This window comes from Paraburkholderia metrosideri (genome assembly GCF_904848625.1).
GTDB lineage: Bacteria > Pseudomonadota > Gammaproteobacteria > Burkholderiales > Burkholderiaceae > Paraburkholderia > Paraburkholderia metrosideri.
On sequence record NZ_CAJHCP010000013.1, the window covers coordinates 1 to 20325 of the forward strand.

The window sequence follows — 20325 nt, forward strand, 5'->3', positions numbered from 1 at the left end:
GCGCACCGCGCAACTGATAACTGCGGCCGGAAAACGGAAACCGTGATACGGCGAGGGATTTTTCTTCACCCCCCCATTCTACCCAGCGCGGTCTTCAAGTTGACATTGCCCATTCGACGAGTGCGCCCAGAGCGTGAGTCGTCGTGATGAGCTGAACTGGCCTTGGCTCGTGCGAAACGCGAATAGTGAATAGTGAATAACGAATAACGAATCGCATGAATAGAAAACTCAACGTAGATAAAGGAACCAACATGACATCATCTCTGATGGTCGCACCCGCTGTCGCGCTGTTTGTCGTAGCTGGTGTTGCTCATTCGCAAGGTGCACCACAAACGTCTCAACCCGCCCCGCAAGAAAACGCCGCAACACAAGCCTCTGATCCGAGTGCGGGGATGGAAGCATACGGCGGCACGCCCGACACACGGGTACAAAGCGGTGCAAGCCATGCCAGACCGTGCCGCATAGATCCACAATGCAACGTCTTTTTCGGAGGGAGCTAACCATGATCTGACGGCGCGCGACGCATGCAACCCATTGATGACGAAAAGGTGAAGAAATGAAAGTGCAACCCTCGGTTGTAACCATCGTGCTATTCCTGCTCACTGCGGCCGGCTCTGCCGACTCTCAGGAAACGCAACCGTCAGACGTCGCTAGCCATTCATCCAGTCAGCAGCCGATAAATCCATCGCAGCGGGCAATGCTGATGGACGGCGACAGTACGTGGGACTATGGAGCCCAACCGGGCGGACGAAATGGCTACGGCAAAACGCGAGACGGGCAACCGTGCGTGGTGGGACTGTCGTGCGATATTTATCAGGGTAGTTAGCGTGGGGACTGCGTCGCGATAAGCCACATAGCTGACGTAGAACGGGGGCGCGCTCCAACGTCAGCTATGGCCGAAGAACGGTCCGAGTCGCCGCAGAATCCGGCCTCGTCGCTATGCGCCGCGCGGGCTCCCCCGGTTGGCAATCCAAGGCATCCATCCGCTGTCGCTCCCCAATTCCCTCGTGGCGGGGACCACGGGCAACATCCTGACGACGGGGGGCGGGACCAGAAGCGGTCGTGCGTCGCATACACCATGAGGATGACATCGCTGACGTAGCCCTTTATGTTCTTTTCTTGACAAGATCAATAAACAGCTCGGCCATTTAGCGACCGTCCCAGACCCCGGCGGCCTCTTCGTATTGGCCAACGTCCTTGCTGAAAATGCTCGGGCTGAGACCATATCGCGTATCGACCCCGTCTACAGCCTGCGCCTCCTTTACACTACGAATAATTGGCCGCCGCCACTGAAGCAATGCGGCTCAGTGAGGTGCCAACGACTCAACTTCGCAAAACACAGGACGAGCACTCAAATGACGCTTTCGAAGAGAAAATTTGGTCGTACCGGCTGGAATGTGTCGGAAATCGGTTTTGGGGCATGGGCGATCGGCGGCTCGTGGGGTGGCGTCGCCGAAGAGGACGCCAAGGCTGCGCTCAACGCCGCGCTGGACAGCGGTGTTACTTTCATTGACACGGCAGACGTCTACGGCGACGGCCGCTCGGAACGGATCATCCGGGACGTGTTGCGAGAACGAGGCGGCGAGCGTCCCATCGTGGCTACCAAGCTTGGGCGCCGACTCGACCCGCATGTGACCAGTGGCTATACAAACAAGCGCGAGCTTGAGAGCTTCATCGACCGGAGCCTGTCGAACCTCGGCGTCGATACGCTCGACCTGGTGCAATTGCATTGCCCGCCGACGGAGGTTTATTACCATCCCGAGGTGTTCGACGCGATGGACGACTTTGTTGCAGCGGGCAAGATCCGCTTCTACGGTGTGTCAGTCGAAAAAGTCGAGGAAGCGCTGAAGGCGATCGAATATCCGAACGTGGTTTCGGTCCAGATTATCTACAACATGTTCCGTCAACGCCCTGCCGATCTGTTCTTCAAGCAGGCGCAAAAGAAAAACGTCGCAGTCATTGCGCGAGTACCTCTGGCGAGCGGCATGCTGACGGGCAAGATGACCGCGGATTCGGTTTTCGCGTCAGACGACCACCGTGCTTTCAATCGTCATGGCGAGGCGTTCGACGTCGGCGAAACGTTCTCCGGTGTGCCGTATGACATCGCATTGAAAGCGGTCGACGAACTGCGCGGCCTTGTACCCGTGGACGCTTCCATGGCGCAACTGGCGCTTCGCTGGATTCTTATGGAGGATGCCGTCTCAGTCATCATCCCCGGCAGCAAAAACGCGGCCCAGGCGGCGTCTAATGTCTCGGCTGCGGGCCTCGCGCCGCTGTCCGACGACGCAATGCAACGTGTCCGTGAAGTCTATGAGCGCCATATAGCGCCTCAGGTCCACCAGCGCTGGTAAAGCGAGGCTAGCCAGCATTGAGTTGCCAGTCGTGGTTTTCCCACGCTTTAAAAGCCTGGTCAATGCCGCGAGTGACCAGCAACTCTTCAACCATACGCAAGCCAACGAAAGCAGCGATTGCATGTGAACATGCGATCGCCTTCGCGAATACGCGATGTCACGCAGGAAAGAAGCGGTTTTCCGGTCGTGGCAAACCGAGGTTCTCGCGTAGCGTCACCCCTTCGTATTCGCGCCGGAACAGCCCCCGCTTCTGCAACTCGGGAATGACTTTATCGACGAAATCGTCCAGCCCAGCCGGCAGGTGAGAAAACATCACGTTGAAGCCGTCCGACCCCTCCTCCACGAGCCATTGCTCCATCTGATCCGCGATCATCGCCGGCGTGCCGACCATCTCCAGCCCCGAATATCCACCGATACGCTGGGCCAGTTGCCTGATCGTCAGGCTATCGCGCTGCGCCAGATCGACCACCCTTTGCCGTGCTGTCCGACTCGCGTTGGTTTCGGGAATCTCGGGCAATTGTCCGTCTGGATCCAGGCCGGAGACGTCGTACCCCAACGCAATCGATAACGAAGCAACGCCGCTTTCGTAGTGCACGAGCGTGTCGAGCCGAGCGCGCGTTTCGCGAGCCTGCTCCAGCGTGTCGCCCACCACCACGAACGCAGCTGGCAGAATTTTCATGTGGTCGCGCTGGCGCCCGAGCTTCTCCATCCGGCCTTTCACATCGGCATAGAAGCGCTTGCCGTCGGCCAGATTGCTTTGCGCGGTGAAGACCACCTCGGCAGTTTCAGCCGCGATCTGTCGTCCCGCTTCCGACGAACCCGCCTGAACGATTACAGGCCAGCCCTGAATGGGCCGCGCAATATTCAAGGGTCCACGCACCGAGAAGTTCTCGCTTTTGTAGTTCAGCACATGCAACTTGTGCGGATCAAAGTAGGTGCCGCTAGCCGCATCGGAGATAAATGCGTCATCGGCCCAACTGTCCCAGAGCCCCGTCACCACGTCGAAAAATTCGCGCGCACGCCGATACCGCTCGTCATGTTCGACATGCTCGTCGAGACCGAAATTGAGCGCGGCGTCCGGGTTCGACGTGGTCACAAGATTCCAACCTGCGCGGCCGCCGCTGATATGGTCGAGCGACGCGAACCGTCTCGCGACGTGATAAGGCACGTCGAACGTTGTAGACGCGGTAGCGACAAGGCCCAGCCGCTCGGTGACCGCAGCGAGAGCGGGCAGCAAGGTGAGCGGCTCGAACGAGGTGACCGTGTGGCTGTGCTTGAGCGCGTCGAGCGGCATGTTGAGCACCGCGAGGTGGTCGGCCATGAAAAACGCGTCGAAGCGGCCTCGTTCGAGCGTCTGCGCAAACCGCTTCAGATGCCCGAAATTGAAGTTGGCATCCGGATAGGCACCGGGATAGCGCCACGCGCCGGTATGAATCGTCGTGGGGCGCATGAAAGCGCCGAGGCGAAGCTGACGTGACATGTGCCGATCTCCATCGCAAACAGGGTCGCGCCAGTTTAATCTCGCTTCGCCACGGCTGCTTGCCTGCACGCAAACGCAGATGCCCGAGTACCGCGCCAGGTGTCACTAAGAACCGGTGCTGCTATTGATATGCGAAAAAAATTGATTCGATACGGTCGCGTGATTGCAGAGACGATAGCCGCAAGCCGACTGGGTGAGTTACTCACCAGGATGCCCGACCGAATAGGCGCCGCACATCACTCAGCACTGCAGCGGTACGGCGCCCCATCCGATTCATTGTTCAGCATCCACCAGCGGCTGGTTCAGATTGACCTCGCGTCCCTCTGACTGGATTGCCTGGGAAAGTAGAGGTACGAGGAGAAGCCCCAGAATCGACGCAATCACCACCACGGAAAATCCCGAAGCGCTCTTTCCCGATGCGCTCTCCGCCAGCCCAAACAGGTACGGACCCACGAATCCACCGATTAGCCCAATCATGTTAATGAACGCCAGTCCTGCGGCAGCCTGAATGCCCTGGAGACGCTTCATCGAAATCGCCCAGTACACGGGCAATACGCCGCCGCCAAAGAAGGCCGTAATGACGAATAAGGCAAGTCGCACCGGCAGCCAGGTGTAGAGAATGAACAGAATCGCGCTGACGACGAGGCCGCCGGTCAGAACGCCGAGATACAGGCAATCATGCGTCCCTCGACGATGAATGCGCGGCACAATAAGAACCCCGAGCAGTACACCCACGCCTACGCTGCTCGACAACACCCCGACCATGAACGGCGACTGCACGTGCATTTGCTGAATCATCGCCGGCACGAAAAACACGACGCCGACAAACGCCACCTGATTCAGGAAATAGATCAGGCCGGTCAGCACAGTAGCCGGCTGTTTCAACGCGGCCACCCAGTCATTCGAGAGCCGGTTGGCGCGCGCAGAATCCGGCACGGCGCGCGCTTCGAGCGCGCGTGCTTCGTCGACCGATAGCCAGCGCGCGTCGGACGGCTTCTCCGGCAGCTTGAACCACAAGATCACGCCGACCACGATGGTCGGCAAACCCTCGAGTAGAAAGAGCCATTGCCAGCCATGCAAACCGGCGAGGCCGTCCAGTTGCATGATTGCGCCGCCCAAAGGATTGCCGATGAACAACGCGAGTGCCGGTGCGGTGTAAATCCAGCCGACTGCAATCGAGCGGTCTTTTGGCGCAAACCACAACGTAATCATGTACATCAACGCCGGAAACAAGCCCGCTTCAGCGATCCCGAGCAGTACGCGAATCGTGTAGAACGAATATTCTCCCTGAACGAACATCATCGCCGCCGACAATGCGCCCCATGAGATTGCAATTCGCGCGATCCAGCGACGCGGTCCGACACGGTGAGCCACAAGGTTGCTCGGCACCTCGAGCAATGCATAGCCCACAAAGAAAATGCCCGCACCGAAGCCATAGGCGGCGGCACTAATGCCCAGATCGACGGCAAGCCGCGCCTTCGCGAGCGAGACGTTGGTGCGATCCAGATATGACATGAAATAGATCAGACCCATGAGCGGAATGAGCCGCAGCATCGCTTTTCGCGTCGCGATGCGGTGCAGCGCATCAGTGCCTCTGTCAGTCATTGATGGTGTCATGATGTCTCCTCCGGAAGTGGATATCGTGCTTATTGTGGTTGTCGCTGTTCCTGTCGCCTCGACGATCGGCATCGTCTGCAACACCGGCACACGCGGATTCGCGTAAGTTGTTTCTCAAGCAACCTCGAAGAGTCCAGCCGCGCCCATGCCACCGCCGACGCACATGGTGACAACCACGTATCGCGCACCGCGACGCTTGCCCTCAATCAGCGCGTGCCCGACTAATCGCGAACCGGTCATTCCATACGGATGGCCGATGGAGATGCTGCCGCCGTTCACGTTGTAGATGGCAGGATCGATTCCAAGGTAGTCGCGACAAAAGAGCGCCTGGCAAGCAAATGCCTCGTTCAGTTCCCACAAACCGATGTCGCTCACCTTAAGGCCGTGACGGGCGAGAAGCTTCGGCACTGCGTAGATGGGTCCAATGCCCATTTCCTCTGGAGCGCATCCTGCGACCGCAATGCCGCGATAGATCCCGAGAGGATTGAGACCTCTGCGCTCTGCGAGAGAACTTTCCATGACGACGCAGGCAGAGGCGGCATCGGACAACTGGCTGGCGTTGCCTGCCGTTACGACGCCGTTCTCGATCACAGGCTTAAGGCTCGCCAGTCCTTCGTAGGTAGTGTCCGGGCGATTGCCTTCGTCTCGCGTCAGCGTTACCTGCTTATTGCGGGTTTCGCCAGTCTGCTTGTCGAACATTGTCATTGTCGTTGTGGCAGGGGCAATTTCGGCGTCGTAGTAACCCGCCTCTTGTGCTGCCGCAGTACGCTGCTGGGACTGCAACGCATAGCGATCAGAAGCTTCGCGACTGATCGCATACTTGTTCGATACAAACTCCGCCGTGTGCAGCATTGGCATATAGGCGTGCGGCACGTGTTCGATGACATTGGCGTCCTGCTCGCGAGCGCACCACGCGAAGTACTCGTTCTGAACCGCGGAAATGTTGTCCACGCCGCCACCGATAGTGACATCCATCCCATCGACAATCACCTGCTTGGCCGCAGTCGCAATCGCCATCAGACCGGATGAACACTGGCGGTCCATGGTTTGAGCCGCTATGGTCGACGGCAACCCCGCCGCAAAAACCGCGTTGCGTGCGATATTCATCGCCGATGTACCTGCGGCAAGTACACACCCAACGACAACGTCTTCCACTTCTGCAGCCTCAATTCCCGCACGCGATACCGCGTGATTAAGTGCATGGGCAAGCAGCGTCGGCGACTTCGTATTGTTGAACGCACCCTTGAACGCGCGACCAATAGGCGTGCGGGCAGTGGAGACAATGACAGCTTCTCTCATAGGAGCGTTTCCTTCGATTTCATTTAAGTAGGCGGTAAGTCAATTAGCTTGCTGCTATGCGAGCGCCGTATCCGGATCGCTCTCGCTAGTTCGTCACGGCAGCGTTCCCAAAGGCAAAAGCTGTTCTCGCAAACTTCTTTTGAGTACTTTGCCAATATCGCTACGCGGCAGTTCTTCTACTCCCACCACTCGTGCGAGCCGTTGCACTTTCCCCAATCTCAGGTTGGCCCATTGACAAACCATATCGGCGGACGCTTTATCACGTAGCACGGCAAAAGCCACCGGTGTCTCGCCCCAGCTTTCGCTCGGCGCGGCGATCACCGCCACTTCCCGCACATCGGGGTGTTGAATCAGCGTGTTTTCCAGGTCGACGGCGTACACATTGAATCCGCCCGAAATGATCACGTCCTTCTTTCTGTCCAGCAGATGCACAAAACCCGCGTCGTCGACCCAACCGATATCACCACTGCGCTGGAATCGCGTGCCGGTTTCGTCGAACCAACTCGCCTCACGCGTCGCGTCATCCAGGTTGTAATAGCCGTTCATCAGCCTCGGACTGCGGCCGATAATCTCGCCGACGTCGCCCTGTTTGAGTATCTGCCCGTCGTTATCGATGACGCGAAGATCGCAATCGGGAAATGGCAAGCCCACTGTGTCGAGTTTGCCGGGATGCTCATGTGCGTTGAGATAGCACGAGACACCGCCTTCCGTCATCCCATAGAACTCGGTCAAGCCGCCTGCCGGCCAACGTGAGAGGACCTCCGCTTTAGTTGCAGCCGATAACGGCGCACTCGTGCAGAACTTATTGCGAAACGACGACAGATCGAACCGGTCGAAATCAGGATGCGCCAGAAGGCGGGTGTACTGAACAGGCACAAGAATGACGTCCGTTGGCCGCCATTGTTCCGCCAACGCCAGCCACTTGCCGGCATCGAACTTCTCCATGAGCCTTGCACTTCCACCGGAGAACATCACGGCGAAAAGCACAAAGAGCGTCGTATTGGAACAAAGCGGCGTTGAGACAAGCGTGCGAGTCTCAGTGCCCAAGCCATATCCGCGAGCCATTACCGCGGCTTCGCTTGCCCGATAACTTCTGCTTTGCAGAATCCCCTTGGGGACACCCGTTGTACCTGATGAATAGATCAGGTTAAAGCCATGATCGAGCGAACTGACGACGTCTGGCGGCGTCTCTTGCGCCCCCGAAACAAATTCGTTCAACGTCGCCTCGTCTAACTGGACGATGTGCGAGTCGGCCAGGCCGAAGTCGGCTCTCGATTTCAATTCCGTCAGGTAAGTCCCGGATGCGAAGAGCATCCGGGCACCACTGTCTTTCACCATCCCAGACCACGTCGCGGATGACGTGTGAGTCGGAAGCGGTACGATGCACGCGCCTGCGCGGAGAATGCCGAACATGATCTCGACATACGCCACGGAGTTGGCCGACAAAATCGCCACCTTGTCGTTTGGTCTGACGCCGTGCTCGATCAGCTTCCTTGCAATTCGATTGGCGCGACGGTCAAGTTCGATCCACGTTGTCGAGCGAGTCGAGTCAGACAGTGCCACCCGGTCAGGCGTCGACCGCGCGGCCTCGAAGAAGGAAATATCCGCGTCTTTCAGGGGTCCGTCTGCCACCGCTAAAGTCATGTCTCTCTCCAGTTCAACGCTGCCGAACCAGGAAGAAGACAGCATTCGTCAACGGTCGGTTGATTGCTCATCTGTCACCGGCTCAAAATGGCAGCGATTCAAATTACACACGCCGTTAATATCGGCTTTTTGTTCAGATAGAACCGGGCACGATGACTAGCCGCTACGCAGAATAAGCCGACCGCACGTCTTCCGCCCTATTGCCATCCGTAGAAAAGAAAGACGTGTAAATGCGCCTTCAACGTTTCACTCATGCAATCGCGGGAAGGCCTTTGTACGCCGGCAAAACCTTGTAGGGCTAACACAATCTCCTCGCCCCGCATGCGGCAAGGATCGACGAAAACACGCGTCTCGTCATTGGCGAAATTCGCCATTTATTATTGAAACTCGCCAATCGATGATGCTTTAGGGAAACTCCCTATCCATGAGAAAACTAATTCATTTGGTTAGCCAGTTTTCGATTGCAAGCGAAGTTGGGGCCTCGCATAATGCGCGTCAGAAATCACGTCACTCACCCATTAATTTCAACCAATGAGGCGCACTTGATCGGGCAGTGCCCTCGCCTCTTTCCCAGTCGTTGATAGGAGAATCGAATGAACCTGGATTTCAAGGGACGCGTTGCCATCGTTACGGGTGCAGGAGGCGGTCTTGGACGTCACTACGCATTGGCGCTCGCCGCACGGGGCGCGAAGGTCGTCGTGAACGATCTGGGTGGCTCGCTGAACGGACTGGGTCTCTCATCAAGTGCTGCGGAAAAGGTCGTGGCTGAAATTCAGGAGGCAGGCGGCGAGGCCATCACCAACGCTGCATCGGTAACCGACTTCGGCGCGGTTCAGGGCATGGTTCGCGAGACCATGGAGAAGTGGGGCAGAGTCGACGTCCTCGTCAATAACGCGGGCATCCTGAGAGACAGGAGCTTCGCCAAGATGGACCTCGACGACTTTCGTCTGGTGATGGACGTGCACCTCATGGGCTCCGTCAATTGCGCCAAGGCCGTGTGGGAGATCATGCAACAGCAGCGCTACGGCCGGATCATGATGACGACCTCGTCGTCGGGCCTGTACGGCAACTTCGGCCAGTCTAATTATTCTGCCGCGAAAATGGCCCTCGTCGGACTCATGCAAACCTTGGCCATCGAAGGCCAGAAATACAATATTCACGTCAATTCTGTTGCGCCCACCGCTTTTACACGAATGACGGAAGGTTTAATGGAAGGGGCTGCGGCCGAAATGCTCTCGCCCGAGGCCGTGGTGCCGGCGATGCTGGTTCTGACTCACGAGAGCGCACCCACACGCACCATTCTCTGTGCGGGCGCAGGTACGTTTGAGGCCGCGCACATCACCATGACCGAGGGCGTTCATATCGGCACGGACGCGGACTCGCCAGAGCGGCTCGCGAGCGCGCTTGAACGTGTTATGAATCGCGATCGCTCGATCGTTCCTGAAGCCGGCAGCGTTCAGGGTAGAAACGAGGTTGAAAGAGCCATGGCCGCCTTTGCGCGCTAGGGGCAACGGCAAATATCACGCTACCGGTCTCGGCACGGCTCGCCTCTCATGCATCAACTGGAGAGGCGCCGCCGTCGCGACGGTAAGCGCCTGGCGCCACGCCCGTCCAGGCGCGGAACGCACGGTAAAAAGACGCGATATCGCCAAATCCAAGGTCGTTCGCGATGTCGGATATTGAGTCGAGGGTCTGGGTCAGGCGATGAATCGCCAGATCTCGCCGCAGCGTATCCTGAATGTGCTTCAACGTAGTTTGTTCGCCTTCCAGCCGCCGGCTCAATGTTCGCTGTGACATGTTGAGCGCCTGGGCAATTTCAGCCGCCGCCAACGATCCCACGCCGCGCTCGAGCAGACAGGTTCGCACGAGATGCGTGACAGGCTGCTTTGCTGATGGAGAACAAAGCCACTCACTCGGCTGGCGCGAAAGGAATGTCCTCAGATCCTGTTCCGTCCGCCTGAAGCTCAGGTCCAGCAACGCAGCGTCGAAGGTGATGGCCGTAACTGGCCGATCAAAGTGGATGGGCCCAGGAAACAACGCGCCGAGATCATCAACGTATGAAGGCGCGGCGAATGCGAAGTCAATGGAAATTAACGGGACGTTCTGCCCAATCAGCCATGACATGACCCCATGAATGACTTTCAACAGCAACTCAAGTCCGATCTCCCGGCACCGTCTTGGCCCTGACGGTTCGACCAACGTGACTGAAGCCACCCCGTCTTCGCGAGCTACAACGACTTCGATGTCGTCGGCAATCATGTGCAGAAAACGGGAGTACCGATAAAGCGCCACGCCGACCGTTGAAGCGGTGATCATGATATAGCCGCCGAATTTCATCGCGGCACCTGGCAGCGGCCTGGAAAACAGACCCACCATTTCGTCCTGGCTTTCACTTGCCATCAACCGGTATAACGCCGCGAATTGATCCTCGGGGATTCGCCCGTTATCGGCGGCGAGCGTCTCGGCGCCGATACCTACCCTTTGCAGCAAGCGGATCTGCTTTTCTGTGTCGGTTCCCGTTTCGTCGAAAAACGCGCGTAGAAAGCAGGACGACAGCGTGAGATGGAGGCTTGACGGATGAGGTAGCCGCGGTTGCATTGGAGTCTCGGATCCTTGCCGGATTTTTTTAGTCGCACAACCTCGCATCGTCGCACGGCTATTGGCGACGCGCAACGAGGGTTGCTGGGTGCGCCTCGAAGTATGAACAAGGATTCGCGCGGACGCACCACTGCCGGGTTCTTCCGGAAGCAGGCACGCTGCCAGACGTCCGACGGTAGCGTCCGCCGCGACTCGCAACTCGTGCTGGGACGTCAGCTACTCTCGCGAGCGCCAGTCACCTGAATACGTTGCTTCGCTTATGCAATAGGGGGAGCGGAAGGTCCCAGATGTGCGTCGGGTCGGCCCATCCGCGTCGCAGGATAGAAGCTGAACAAATCGACAGTTCTTCCGACGGAGACGCCCGCTTGATGCACGCACGTGTTGCCGCCATGCAGATTGACAGAACCCGCATCTATCAACCGTGCGTGACTTCAAATTCCATCCGATTCGGCTATTAAAGGCGCGGCAGTTCTGTTTTCATCCACTCGTGGACTGCGCGACTCAGTTCCTGCTGTGACAAGTCCTGAGGAAAGAATGCTGGACCGATAACCACACGAATTTCTCCACGGCGAGTGGGCCAGCCTTTTGCTGGCCAGACCTTGCCCGCATTGAGAACGACAGGGACCGCCGGCACCCCAGTAGCGCAAGCCAATCGGGTGCCTCCCGATGTCATCTTCAAGGGGGCGTCATGTGGCACACGGGTCCCCTCCGGAAAGATGACCACGATATCGCCCTTGGCCAGTCTTTCTGCGCTTTCCTGCGTCACGGCCTGATGAGCCTGTCGGGCAGACCCACGGTTCAGACTAACCATATCGAGCCCACGAAGCACCCATCCGAAGAACGGAATACGAAGAAGCTCTTCCTTGAAAACGAAACTGATGCGCCTCGGAAAGAGCGCCATAAACGTGAGTGTCTCCCAAGTCGATTCGTGACGGCATAGCAGTATCGCTGGCCCTTCAGGGATATTTTCAAGCCCTTCCATCGCGACTGACACCCCCGGCAGGTAACGCATCACAACCACCAGTGCCCGGCACCATTGTTTTGCCAGCCAATACCGCCCTGCCCTGCCAACAAAAGGGAACAGGAGCAGTATGACCATCGAATACAGCGTGCCGCTACCTAGCAGGTAAAAGATGAATAGCCATTTGAAGATCGAGCGCATTGGAGCCTGGTTCAGATTAGTTTGCGGAGAACGTTCCGTGATGGATAGGTAAGACTACGTGTTGGATGATGCGTTCGCTCCGCAGACTAAAGACAGCCAGATCACGGGAGAGCGATGGTGCGCACCCTCGACGTGATTTTGTACGCAGCGAAGTCATTCCGACCGTTGAACTGGGCGAATGTTAGTGACTGAGGGGTCTTGCCTCGACCGGTTGAATCTAAGACTTGTACCAGGCGCTCATTTCGTTTCGGCAACTTGCCGTTATTGACGGTATTCCGGGCACCCCCTGGTTTGGAAAACATGTGCGCCCGCGCCTGCTCCCGGGCGACGCCTGTACATGCTGATTTAGCGAGTAACGTCATCGGTCTGGTTCGCACTATTTTATGCGATGTCGTACAACATATCGTGTTGCCAGATCAACATCTTGGCCACTGCAGCCCACTCCTTCAGCTACTCAAGATTGAAGCCAAATCGCCCAGAATATGGGTTTTACCTCGAAATCCCACCGAAACTTCCCTCTCACTTTCAAACTTACAACGTAATAAGCTGTTAGTAACGGGTAAACTCTATTGTCTGACATCGCATGAATACAGAGAATGTCCCCCAACAATATTTCAAGTTTTTACTTACAAACATCGGAGGGGACATGAAGACAAGATTGTTGGCGATCGCGCTTGCATGCACGGTTCTGGCGGGATGCGGTGGGGATGGACTGTCGAGCAGCGATCCGGGAACACCGGCTACACCACCGCCAGTCACGCCCTCCGATCCGGGCGTCAGCCAGTCACTCAACGTCAAGGACTTTGGCGCCAAGGGCGACGGCACAACCGACGACACGGCAGCTATTCAGAAAGCACTCAATGCTGCGAGTGCCGCGAAGGGGACCGTCGTGTTTCCGCAGGGCACGTTCATGACCGGCGCATTGTTCGTCGGCTCGAATACGACCGTGCAAGTCGATGAAGGCGTGACGCTAAAGGCCATCCAGGCTCAGACATGGTGGAACATCGAAACGACCATCGCGTCCGGCGCCACGAATGGCTTTTCTCCAGATGGTCTCTCTCTGTACCCGCAAGTGCCGACCCGCGTGCAAGGCATCGAGATGAACTGGGCATCAGCGATCATCAATGTTCGCAATGCCGACAACGTGGTCATCACCGGCAAAGGCGTCATCGACGGCAACGGGCAATCGTGGTGGTCGCACTACTACGCGGATGGCACGTCGTTTCATAAGACGCTCGGCGTGACATGGGCGCTCAACTGGGACGAGCAGCGGCCACGCGGCATCGAAACGTTCAATTCGACGAATGTCACCATCAAGGATGTGACTGTTCAGAATTCGCCGTTCTGGACCGTTCATATCTGCTATTCGGATCAGGTGCATCTGGACGGCGTCAAGGTCTACAACTTCCCGAGCGCAGCGACCGGGATCATGCCGAGTACCGATGGCATCGATCTGGACTCGTCGACGAATGTTCTGGTAGAAAACGCGGATATCGTTGCGAACGATGATGGCTTCGTCATCAAGTCCGGACGTGATGGAGACGGGCTTCGCGTCAACAAGCCGACGGCGAACGTCGTGATCCGCAATTCCGTGGTGCGGGCCGGCGCGACGGCATTTACGATTGGCAGCGAAACGTCCGGCGGCGCGAACAATATCGAGGTGTCCAACATCCAGGTCACGCCGCTCACCGGACAGATCAACAGCAACGTCGGTTACAAGGCGGGGGGGCCGGCCGTCTATAGCGTGTTCGTATTCAAGTCGGCACCAACGCGCGGTGGCACGATGGAAAATGTCTACATCCACGACATTACCGTCGACGACGCGTACTACTTCATGCAAGCAAACGAAGCGTGGCCGGCGGGCGGTACGGTTCCGGCCACGTTTGGGACGACATACCAGGAGCCTTCGTACTGGCCGCCGATTCTCGTGATGCCGGCTACAGCCGATGCCGGATATCCGATCTTCCGGAACTTCAAGTTCGAGAACATCACGATGAAGCGTGTCGAGTCTGCTGTCTTCGGTGTGGCGGGCTATACGCTTGCGGGTGAAGCGGAGAAGGGCCGGTTTACGAACTTCACGTTCAATAACGTGAATATCACCGCCGTCAATTCGGCGGGCACCTCAGTGGGTCCCGGGTCGATCGCGAATGCCGGGAACTGGGTGTTCACCAACAGCACCATCAAGAATGCCGCGGGTGCGAACATCGTTCCGACGTTGTCGTCCACGACAACCAGTAACGTCACGGGGTTGCCGGGGCAGTAACTAGTAGTGAGTGAGTAGGTCAGTCGCGATGGCTTGGATGCGCGTCGTGACCGACCGGTTGAATGACGCAATTACCGCCGGAATACAGGGGCACCGGCTTCGTGTGCCTTGGTTGTTCGTGGAAAGACCAAACCGCACCGCCAACCTCGGCGGACGATTTCATCGGTGTTCGATTCAGGACGGTCACGCCTGCATCGAACGCCGCCCTACCTTAAGCGGACTGAATGTTCGAATTCGACGCCTGCATGCCCTTCAGGCCTTGCATGACTTAGAACGTCGCATTCTGATTTTCCTGCAACGACTTGAAACCGCTGCTCTGAATTTCCGAGAAGTGTGCGAAGAGGTCTTCGCCGCCGTGGTCCGGTGTGATGAAGTCAAAACCCCCGGCGTCGTTGAACAACTTCACCGTACCCATTGCTCTATATCTGCACCGGGGTGCCAACGAATTCGCAAAGCGCCGCGAGAACCCTGCCTAAAGCGCACCACGCGCCCGACCCGCCGGAAGTTGGACCATCGCGACAACCGCCCGAACCTTTCAAACCTTGTTGTATGATGACGTATAAGAAAAATTAGCCAGAAGAATTCTGACTCCCGTCATCAACCGACCCGACGACCAACCAATAAAGGCGACCTGCTCCCGTGGCCAGTCCACGACGTGCGCGCCGGCACCATCATCCGAGACATGGCCATTTCTATAAAAACGACGGAACCCCGCGTTTCCGCGCAATTTTTTTCGCAACCCAAATTGCTGATCACGCTGGCGACTTTATGCTGCGCGCTGTGGGGCAGTTCGTATCCGGCAATCAAGATCGGCTATGCGTTGCTGGGCATCACGCCGAATGACATCCCGTCGAAGCTGATCTTTGCCGGATACAGGTTCGCGATCGCCGGACTGGCATTGCTGATACTCGCCGGATTATCGAACAAGCCCTTATTCAATCTAACCCGGCGTCATGCCGGACAGTTGATGCTTCTGGGTTTCACGCAGACCGCCATCCAATATGTTTTCTTCTATATCGGCCTCGCTTACACGACGGGCGTCCGCAGCTCGATATTGAATTCGACGACGACCTTCTTCAGCGTGCTGCTCGCGCACTTCATCTACAGGAACGACAGGATCTCGCCTCGCAAGGCCGTCGGTTGCCTGCTGGGATTCGCAGGCGTGATGGTCGTCAATTTCGGCGATGGCCTGTTTGACTTCGCATTTACGTTGCGCGGCGAAGGCTTTATCGTGATTGCAGCCCTTGTCCTTTCTGCCGCTTCGATTTACGGCAAGCGCATTTCACAGCAAATGGACGTGATGGTCATGACAGGCTACCAGTTGGGATTCGGCGGCCTCGTGCTGCTGACGACCGGTTATGCAGCAGGCGGAACGCTGAGTGGATTCACACCGGCGTCGGCAGCGTTGCTGGGGTATCTGGCGGTCCTCTCCGCGGTGGCCTTCACGTTGTGGAGTTTGCTTCTGAAATACAACCCCGTCGGCAAAGTGACCATTTTCAATTTCCTCGTGCCCGTATTCGGTACTGCGCTGTCGGCGATCTGTCTGAACGAGAAAATCATGGAGTGGAAAAACCTGGTGGCACTCGTGCTGGTATGCAGTGGGATATGGCTGGTCACCCGCTTGCCGCAAGTGCGCTCGCGTTTTTCTAATTCGGCGGCGGGCGCTGTGCCGGGATCGACGTGTTCGGCGTCCCGCTCAGTGAACTGAAATCGATCTGGGCTGCCGGGCGCGATCGAACAATGTTGGACACGCAGTCATCGCACGTCCGATCTCACGCGCCTGAGACTTTAATCGATATGTCGGAAAACAATGAAGAGGACGGCTGCAGTTACAACGCGCGGGACGCGGCAGGGTTGGCGATTGGGAGATCCCAGAGATTGTCAGCGCCGCGTTCTAATCAGCGGCACCGCCTTCGCTGTCGCTCGTCGGAACAGCGACTCGTGAAGGCTTCGCCCGGACGGTAAAAGCGTGACGGTGCCGGTTGAATGTGCTTCAACCTGCCTGCCTCAGTGCGTGCAGTGCAAGTTAAATCGTGTCAACGGAGAGGCGCATCGCTGCTGCGAACATGTCGATCCACTCATTACAGCTCATGCAATCAGGTATGGCTGATTAGCGCTCCGCCGTCCAGTAGCGGCGTAGCCCCGAAGCTCGTCGTGCCTAAAGCGCCGCTCATCTTCCGCGCCGCTGTGAATCCGTTGATCAGGAACGTGAGGGCGCCACTCCCGAACGTCAGCGCGCCCGTCGGTTGCGCATCCAATGCGATGACATTACCCGCGGAGAATCCGGCTATGAGGCCCTCGAAAGCTTCGGGACTGTGCAACTGAAGCGTTCCGTTGCTCGTGAAAGTGACATTCTGTCCCGCGGTAACCGCTCCAAGCTAGGCGATGCCGCCTGCCCCGAGCAGCAGACCTCCACGTATCGCCTGCCGCGCCAAATGCGCCGACACATTTCAGGCTCGCGCCCGCGTTGTCGACTTATATCGTGCCGTTGTTCGAGATGTCGCCCATCAGCGTCAATCGATGCTGCACGGTGACGGTGCCCGCGTTGCTGAAGCCAGCGGCCTTGGCCGCCTTTCCGTGCCAGCAAGAAAGCCGCTGGCAGCGACGACCAGGCTTCCCGTTTCGAGCGCCCCGTCGGCAAGCAAGAGGCGCCCGTTCACCCGAATTCCAAAGTTCGCCATCACGCGTCCATGATCTTCGACGGCGAGCGATCCCACGCCGGCGACACCTACTGTCAGCGTGCTGTTGCGGTTGCCGATAACCATCGCGAACGGAAACAGACTGATTCGAACGCCAGACCCGTGGTATTGCGTTTGATTGCTATGATCGCAAGTCGAAGTGTTGGATATGCGCACAGAGACCAGCCCTCGACAAAACCATATTCCGAGGGCGCCGCGACACACCGAGTCGTTGCGGCGTCACTGATCGAGGTGGTTGGGACAATCACAATCACAATGACAATGCCACGCGTCTATCTGGAGCCCACGAAGCAATGAGTACTTCCCCGTTCGTTCCCGTTGCCGGAGTAAAAGCGGACTACGACGCGTTCATTGGCGAGGCGCCAGCATTTCGTCAACTGGTCGGAATGATCGATCGCGTCGCGCCTACCGATCACGCGCTGCTCATCGTCGGGCCAACCGGGTCGGGCAAGGAACTGATCGCGCGCCGTGTTCACACGCGCAGCCTGCGCCACGATCAACCGTTCGTTGACGTGAATTGCGGGGCGATTCCCGAACACCTCGTCGAGGCCGAACTGTTCGGGCACGTCAAAGGTGCTTTCACCGGTGCCAGCGAAGGTCGTCCAGGGCTCTTGCAGCAGGTCGGCAAGGGCACGCTGCTGCTCGACGAAATCGGTGAGTTGCCCCTCGCGTTGCAACCCAAGCTGCTGCGCGCACTCGAAACGCGGACGTTTCGCCCGGTCGGCGCCTCAACGAATCTGCGCTTCGAGGGGCGGGTGGTCGCCTCGACACATCGGGATCTGCGCGAACTGGCGCACCAGGGGCTATTTCGCGAAGACCTGTTTTACCGGCTCGCGGTGTTCGTGCTGGCCGTGCCCGGACTCGACCAACGCGTTGAAGACATCCCGGCGCTGGTCGCTCATTTCGCGTCCCAGCAGGAGCGTCGCATCGAGTTTTCGCCGACCGCGATCCGCCGGCTCGGCCGCCATACGTGGCCGGGTCATATCCGGCAATTGCGCAACCTGGTCAGTCAACTGAGCGTGCTCGCCGAACAGCCGCTGATCGATGCAGACACACTCGAGCCATTTCTCCTTAGCGAAACTGCCGGATCGGTTTCGCGCGCAGCGCTCGCGGACATGCTGCTGCAACTCGAGGGACGCGACAAACTCGCTGCCGCCGAAGACCTCCTGATCGATCGCGCGCTGGAGCGCTCAGCGGGGAACAAGAGCGCTGCGGCCACCTTGCTCGGCGTCGGACGCAAAACGGTCGAACGCCGCCTGAAGTCGCGCGAGGAGCACCATCGCGAAGCGCACAAGAGCCTTGACCATGCGAGCGAGTTGATCGATGCATCGCGCTTCGCCGAGGCCATTCCTCATCTGAGGCGTTGCGTCGACTTGCTGAAGACAAGCCGTGACGAGGCCACTACGCGTCGCGCCCAGTTCAACGCTTACCGGCTGCTCGGCATCAGCCTGCGCAGCGTGCACGGCTGGCTGTACGCAGAAGCCACGGCTTGCTACGCGGCAGCGCTCGAGATCGGTGCGGGGATTTGCGAGCCTGGCGAAATCGCGGCGATCCAGTTCGGCATCTGGACGACCCAGTTGACGACGCTCCAACTCAAGCAGGCCCGTGCGAGCGCACAAGAGATGCTGCAACGCGGCCAGAACAGCGGGGACCGCGTGTCACTCGAGGAAGCTCACGTCGCTATGACCAACACCCTCTACTGGCTCGGCGACAGCGAAGAGGCCCTCGCCTGTCTCGCGCGAGGCCGTCTGCTCGGCTTGACGAAAGACGATGTGCGCACGGGTTCGCAGGGAATCGACCTGGCGAGCCTCGCGTTGACATTCGAAGGCCTCGCCGCCTACCAGACCGGCGAATTCGCGCAGGCCCGGCGTGCAATGGAAATGCTGATCCTGCGCGCTAGCGAGCCGGGTACGCACGCTTTAGCGCACGTCGTCGATCTGCAGGGCGCCGCGTGGCTGGCCTGCCTGTTCGACGATCAGGCCCGGCGTGGGTCGCTTGCGAGCGAGCTTGAATCGGTATCGATCGCCAACGGCTTCGCCTTCTATCGCGGTATCGGCCAGATATTCCGCGGCACCTATCTCAGTTCGCAAGGCTTGAACGCGGAAGCCGAAGTCCTCATGCTCGACGGTTACGACAACCATATGGTCTGCAACGGCGGCGCGCTATTTCACTCCTTCAAGGTGTGGCAGCACGGCGAACTGCTGCTGCGATCCGGCCGTGCGGAAGAATGCGAAGCGATACTGGCCACCGCAATCGACGAAACCCTCGCCCGCCAGGAGCGCGCTCATCTTGGCGAACTGCTGATCACCCGCGCACGGGCGCAGTGGGCGCTCGGAGATCTGATTTCCGCAGAGCAGGGATTACGGACCGCCCTTTCAACGGCGCTCGCGTTCGGTTCGGTGCCTGCGCGCGTGGATGCCGCGCGCTACCTCGCAGACCTCCTGCGTTCCACGGGTCGCCGCGCCGACGCGATCGACATCCTCGCGCGCGGCGTGCGGGAGCAATCGGCCGAGTCGACCGGCCGCATTGCGGACGCTATAGCTTTGCTGGCCGAACTGCGCCACGAAGCTGCCATCGAACCAAGCGCCCAAGGACTCGGCGCGAGCCGTTAGCCCACACCGCCAAGCCCGACCGGAGTGGCCGGAATCGACCACTCCCCCGTTTTTCGTGGACGGAATCGTCCTACGCCGCCCTATCGGAAACCGCGTTAACCCATTGCCGATGGGCCGTGGAGCGCTGGCGCGATCGTTGCATACGGCTAGCGGTTCGGAACCTGAGAGAAGGCCGAACTCGCCCGCACTGACATGACGACGGGGGTCGCCATGCACTAAGTCATTCGCGTGCGTGGCGCATATATTCGACCGCTAGGCAAAAATAACGATGATCGCAATAGAACTAGAAACACTTCAGCATCCGAAGCGCACCAATCAAGATGCGAAAAGCGTGATGACACGCCGGGATGCAAAAACCGGGGTGCGGTTAGAAAGTCCGTATAGGGCAAAAAATCTCGATGGCGCCATCACGCACCTCGAGTTCGCCGTTGCCGTCGACGGCAACATCGCCGTGTTCGGTCGAGGTTATTGGCTCGACCGGGTACGGCGAATTGCGTCCACTCCGCAGATCGTCCCTGCTCAGGCCCGACGACTTCAGTCTCTGCTGGATCAACTCAAGGACGTTTCCGCGCCCGCCGCACGGTAACGTCGGCATCAGTG

General features: G+C 58.5%; 14 protein-coding genes and 1 pseudogene. 7 read left to right on the forward strand and 8 right to left on the reverse strand.

Going from position 1 to position 20325, the window contains the following annotated elements; all coding sequences use genetic code 11:
- Positions 1-69 (reverse strand): annotated as a pseudogene (locus tag LMG28727_RS34935) (IS6 family transposase); the annotation flags it as partial.
- A 487-nt stretch (positions 70-556) separates the two neighbouring features.
- Here LMG28727_RS34935 and LMG28727_RS26035 point away from each other — a divergent pair.
- A complete protein-coding gene (locus LMG28727_RS26035; RefSeq protein ID WP_201645184.1) occupies positions 557-826 on the forward strand; it encodes a hypothetical protein in 270 nt (89 codons plus the stop codon).
- Between the two features lie 529 nt (positions 827-1355).
- The gene (locus LMG28727_RS26040) at positions 1356-2351 is read left to right on the forward strand and encodes an aldo/keto reductase (RefSeq protein WP_201645404.1); all 996 of its coding nucleotides are present in this window, start codon (positions 1356-1358) and stop codon (positions 2349-2351) included.
- A 157-nt stretch (positions 2352-2508) separates the two neighbouring features.
- Here the strand turns inward: LMG28727_RS26040 and LMG28727_RS26045 are convergent, their stop codons facing one another.
- From LMG28727_RS26045 to LMG28727_RS26060, 4 genes are all read right to left on the reverse strand, one after another.
- The gene (locus LMG28727_RS26045) at positions 2509-3831 is read right to left on the reverse strand and encodes an LLM class flavin-dependent oxidoreductase (protein ID WP_201645185.1); all 1323 of its coding nucleotides are present in this window, start codon (positions 3829-3831) and stop codon (positions 2509-2511) included.
- 273 nt (positions 3832-4104) lie between these two features.
- Positions 4105-5448, reverse strand: coding sequence for an MFS transporter (locus LMG28727_RS26050; RefSeq protein WP_407945869.1), 1344 nt, complete (start codon positions 5446-5448; stop codon positions 4105-4107).
- 114 nt (positions 5449-5562) lie between these two features.
- A complete protein-coding gene (locus tag LMG28727_RS26055; protein ID WP_201645186.1) occupies positions 5563-6747 on the reverse strand; it encodes an acetyl-CoA C-acyltransferase in 1185 nt (394 codons plus the stop codon).
- Positions 6748-6840: 93 nt separating this feature from the next.
- A complete protein-coding gene (locus LMG28727_RS26060; protein ID WP_236592355.1) occupies positions 6841-8436 on the reverse strand; it encodes a class I adenylate-forming enzyme family protein in 1596 nt (531 codons plus the stop codon).
- Positions 8437-8984: 548 nt separating this feature from the next.
- Between LMG28727_RS26060 and LMG28727_RS26065 the strand changes: the two genes are divergently transcribed.
- Positions 8985-9896, forward strand: a complete 912-nt coding sequence (locus LMG28727_RS26065) for an SDR family NAD(P)-dependent oxidoreductase (RefSeq protein WP_201645187.1) — start codon at positions 8985-8987, stop codon at positions 9894-9896.
- A gap of 46 nt (positions 9897-9942) precedes the next feature.
- Here the strand turns inward: LMG28727_RS26065 and LMG28727_RS26070 are convergent, their stop codons facing one another.
- Together LMG28727_RS26070 and LMG28727_RS26075 are read right to left on the reverse strand one after the other, a co-directional pair.
- Positions 9943-10989 (reverse strand): AraC family transcriptional regulator, encoded by a 1047-nt coding sequence (locus LMG28727_RS26070; protein WP_201645188.1) that lies wholly within the window; start codon positions 10987-10989, stop codon positions 9943-9945.
- Positions 10990-11443: 454 nt separating this feature from the next.
- Complete coding sequence (locus LMG28727_RS26075; protein ID WP_201645189.1) at positions 11444-12151, reverse strand: lysophospholipid acyltransferase family protein; 708 nt, start codon at positions 12149-12151, stop codon at positions 11444-11446.
- Positions 12152-12797: 646 nt separating this feature from the next.
- Here LMG28727_RS26075 and LMG28727_RS26080 point away from each other — a divergent pair.
- Positions 12798-14414 carry a glycoside hydrolase family 28 protein gene (locus LMG28727_RS26080; RefSeq protein ID WP_201645190.1) on the forward strand — a complete coding sequence of 539 codons (1617 nt, stop codon included), beginning with the start codon at positions 12798-12800 and terminating at the stop codon, positions 14412-14414.
- A 268-nt stretch (positions 14415-14682) separates the two neighbouring features.
- Here the strand turns inward: LMG28727_RS26080 and LMG28727_RS26085 are convergent, their stop codons facing one another.
- Complete coding sequence (locus LMG28727_RS26085) at positions 14683-14829, reverse strand: cold shock domain-containing protein (RefSeq protein ID WP_201645191.1); 147 nt, start codon at positions 14827-14829, stop codon at positions 14683-14685.
- Positions 14830-15096: 267 nt separating this feature from the next.
- On the opposite strand from LMG28727_RS26085, the gene LMG28727_RS26090 reads away from it, so the two are divergent.
- The 3 genes from LMG28727_RS26090 (at position 15097) to LMG28727_RS26100 (ending at position 20311) form a co-directional block, all read left to right on the forward strand.
- Positions 15097-16122 carry a DMT family transporter gene (locus LMG28727_RS26090; protein ID WP_201645192.1) on the forward strand — a complete coding sequence of 342 codons (1026 nt, stop codon included), beginning with the start codon at positions 15097-15099 and terminating at the stop codon, positions 16120-16122.
- A 1284-nt stretch (positions 16123-17406) separates the two neighbouring features.
- A complete protein-coding gene (locus LMG28727_RS26095; protein ID WP_201645193.1) occupies positions 17407-19725 on the forward strand; it encodes a sigma-54-dependent transcriptional regulator in 2319 nt (772 codons plus the stop codon).
- 268 nt (positions 19726-19993) lie between these two features.
- The gene (locus LMG28727_RS26100) at positions 19994-20311 is read left to right on the forward strand and encodes a hypothetical protein (protein WP_201645194.1); all 318 of its coding nucleotides are present in this window, start codon (positions 19994-19996) and stop codon (positions 20309-20311) included.
- The last annotated feature ends 14 nt before the right edge of the window (positions 20312-20325 follow it).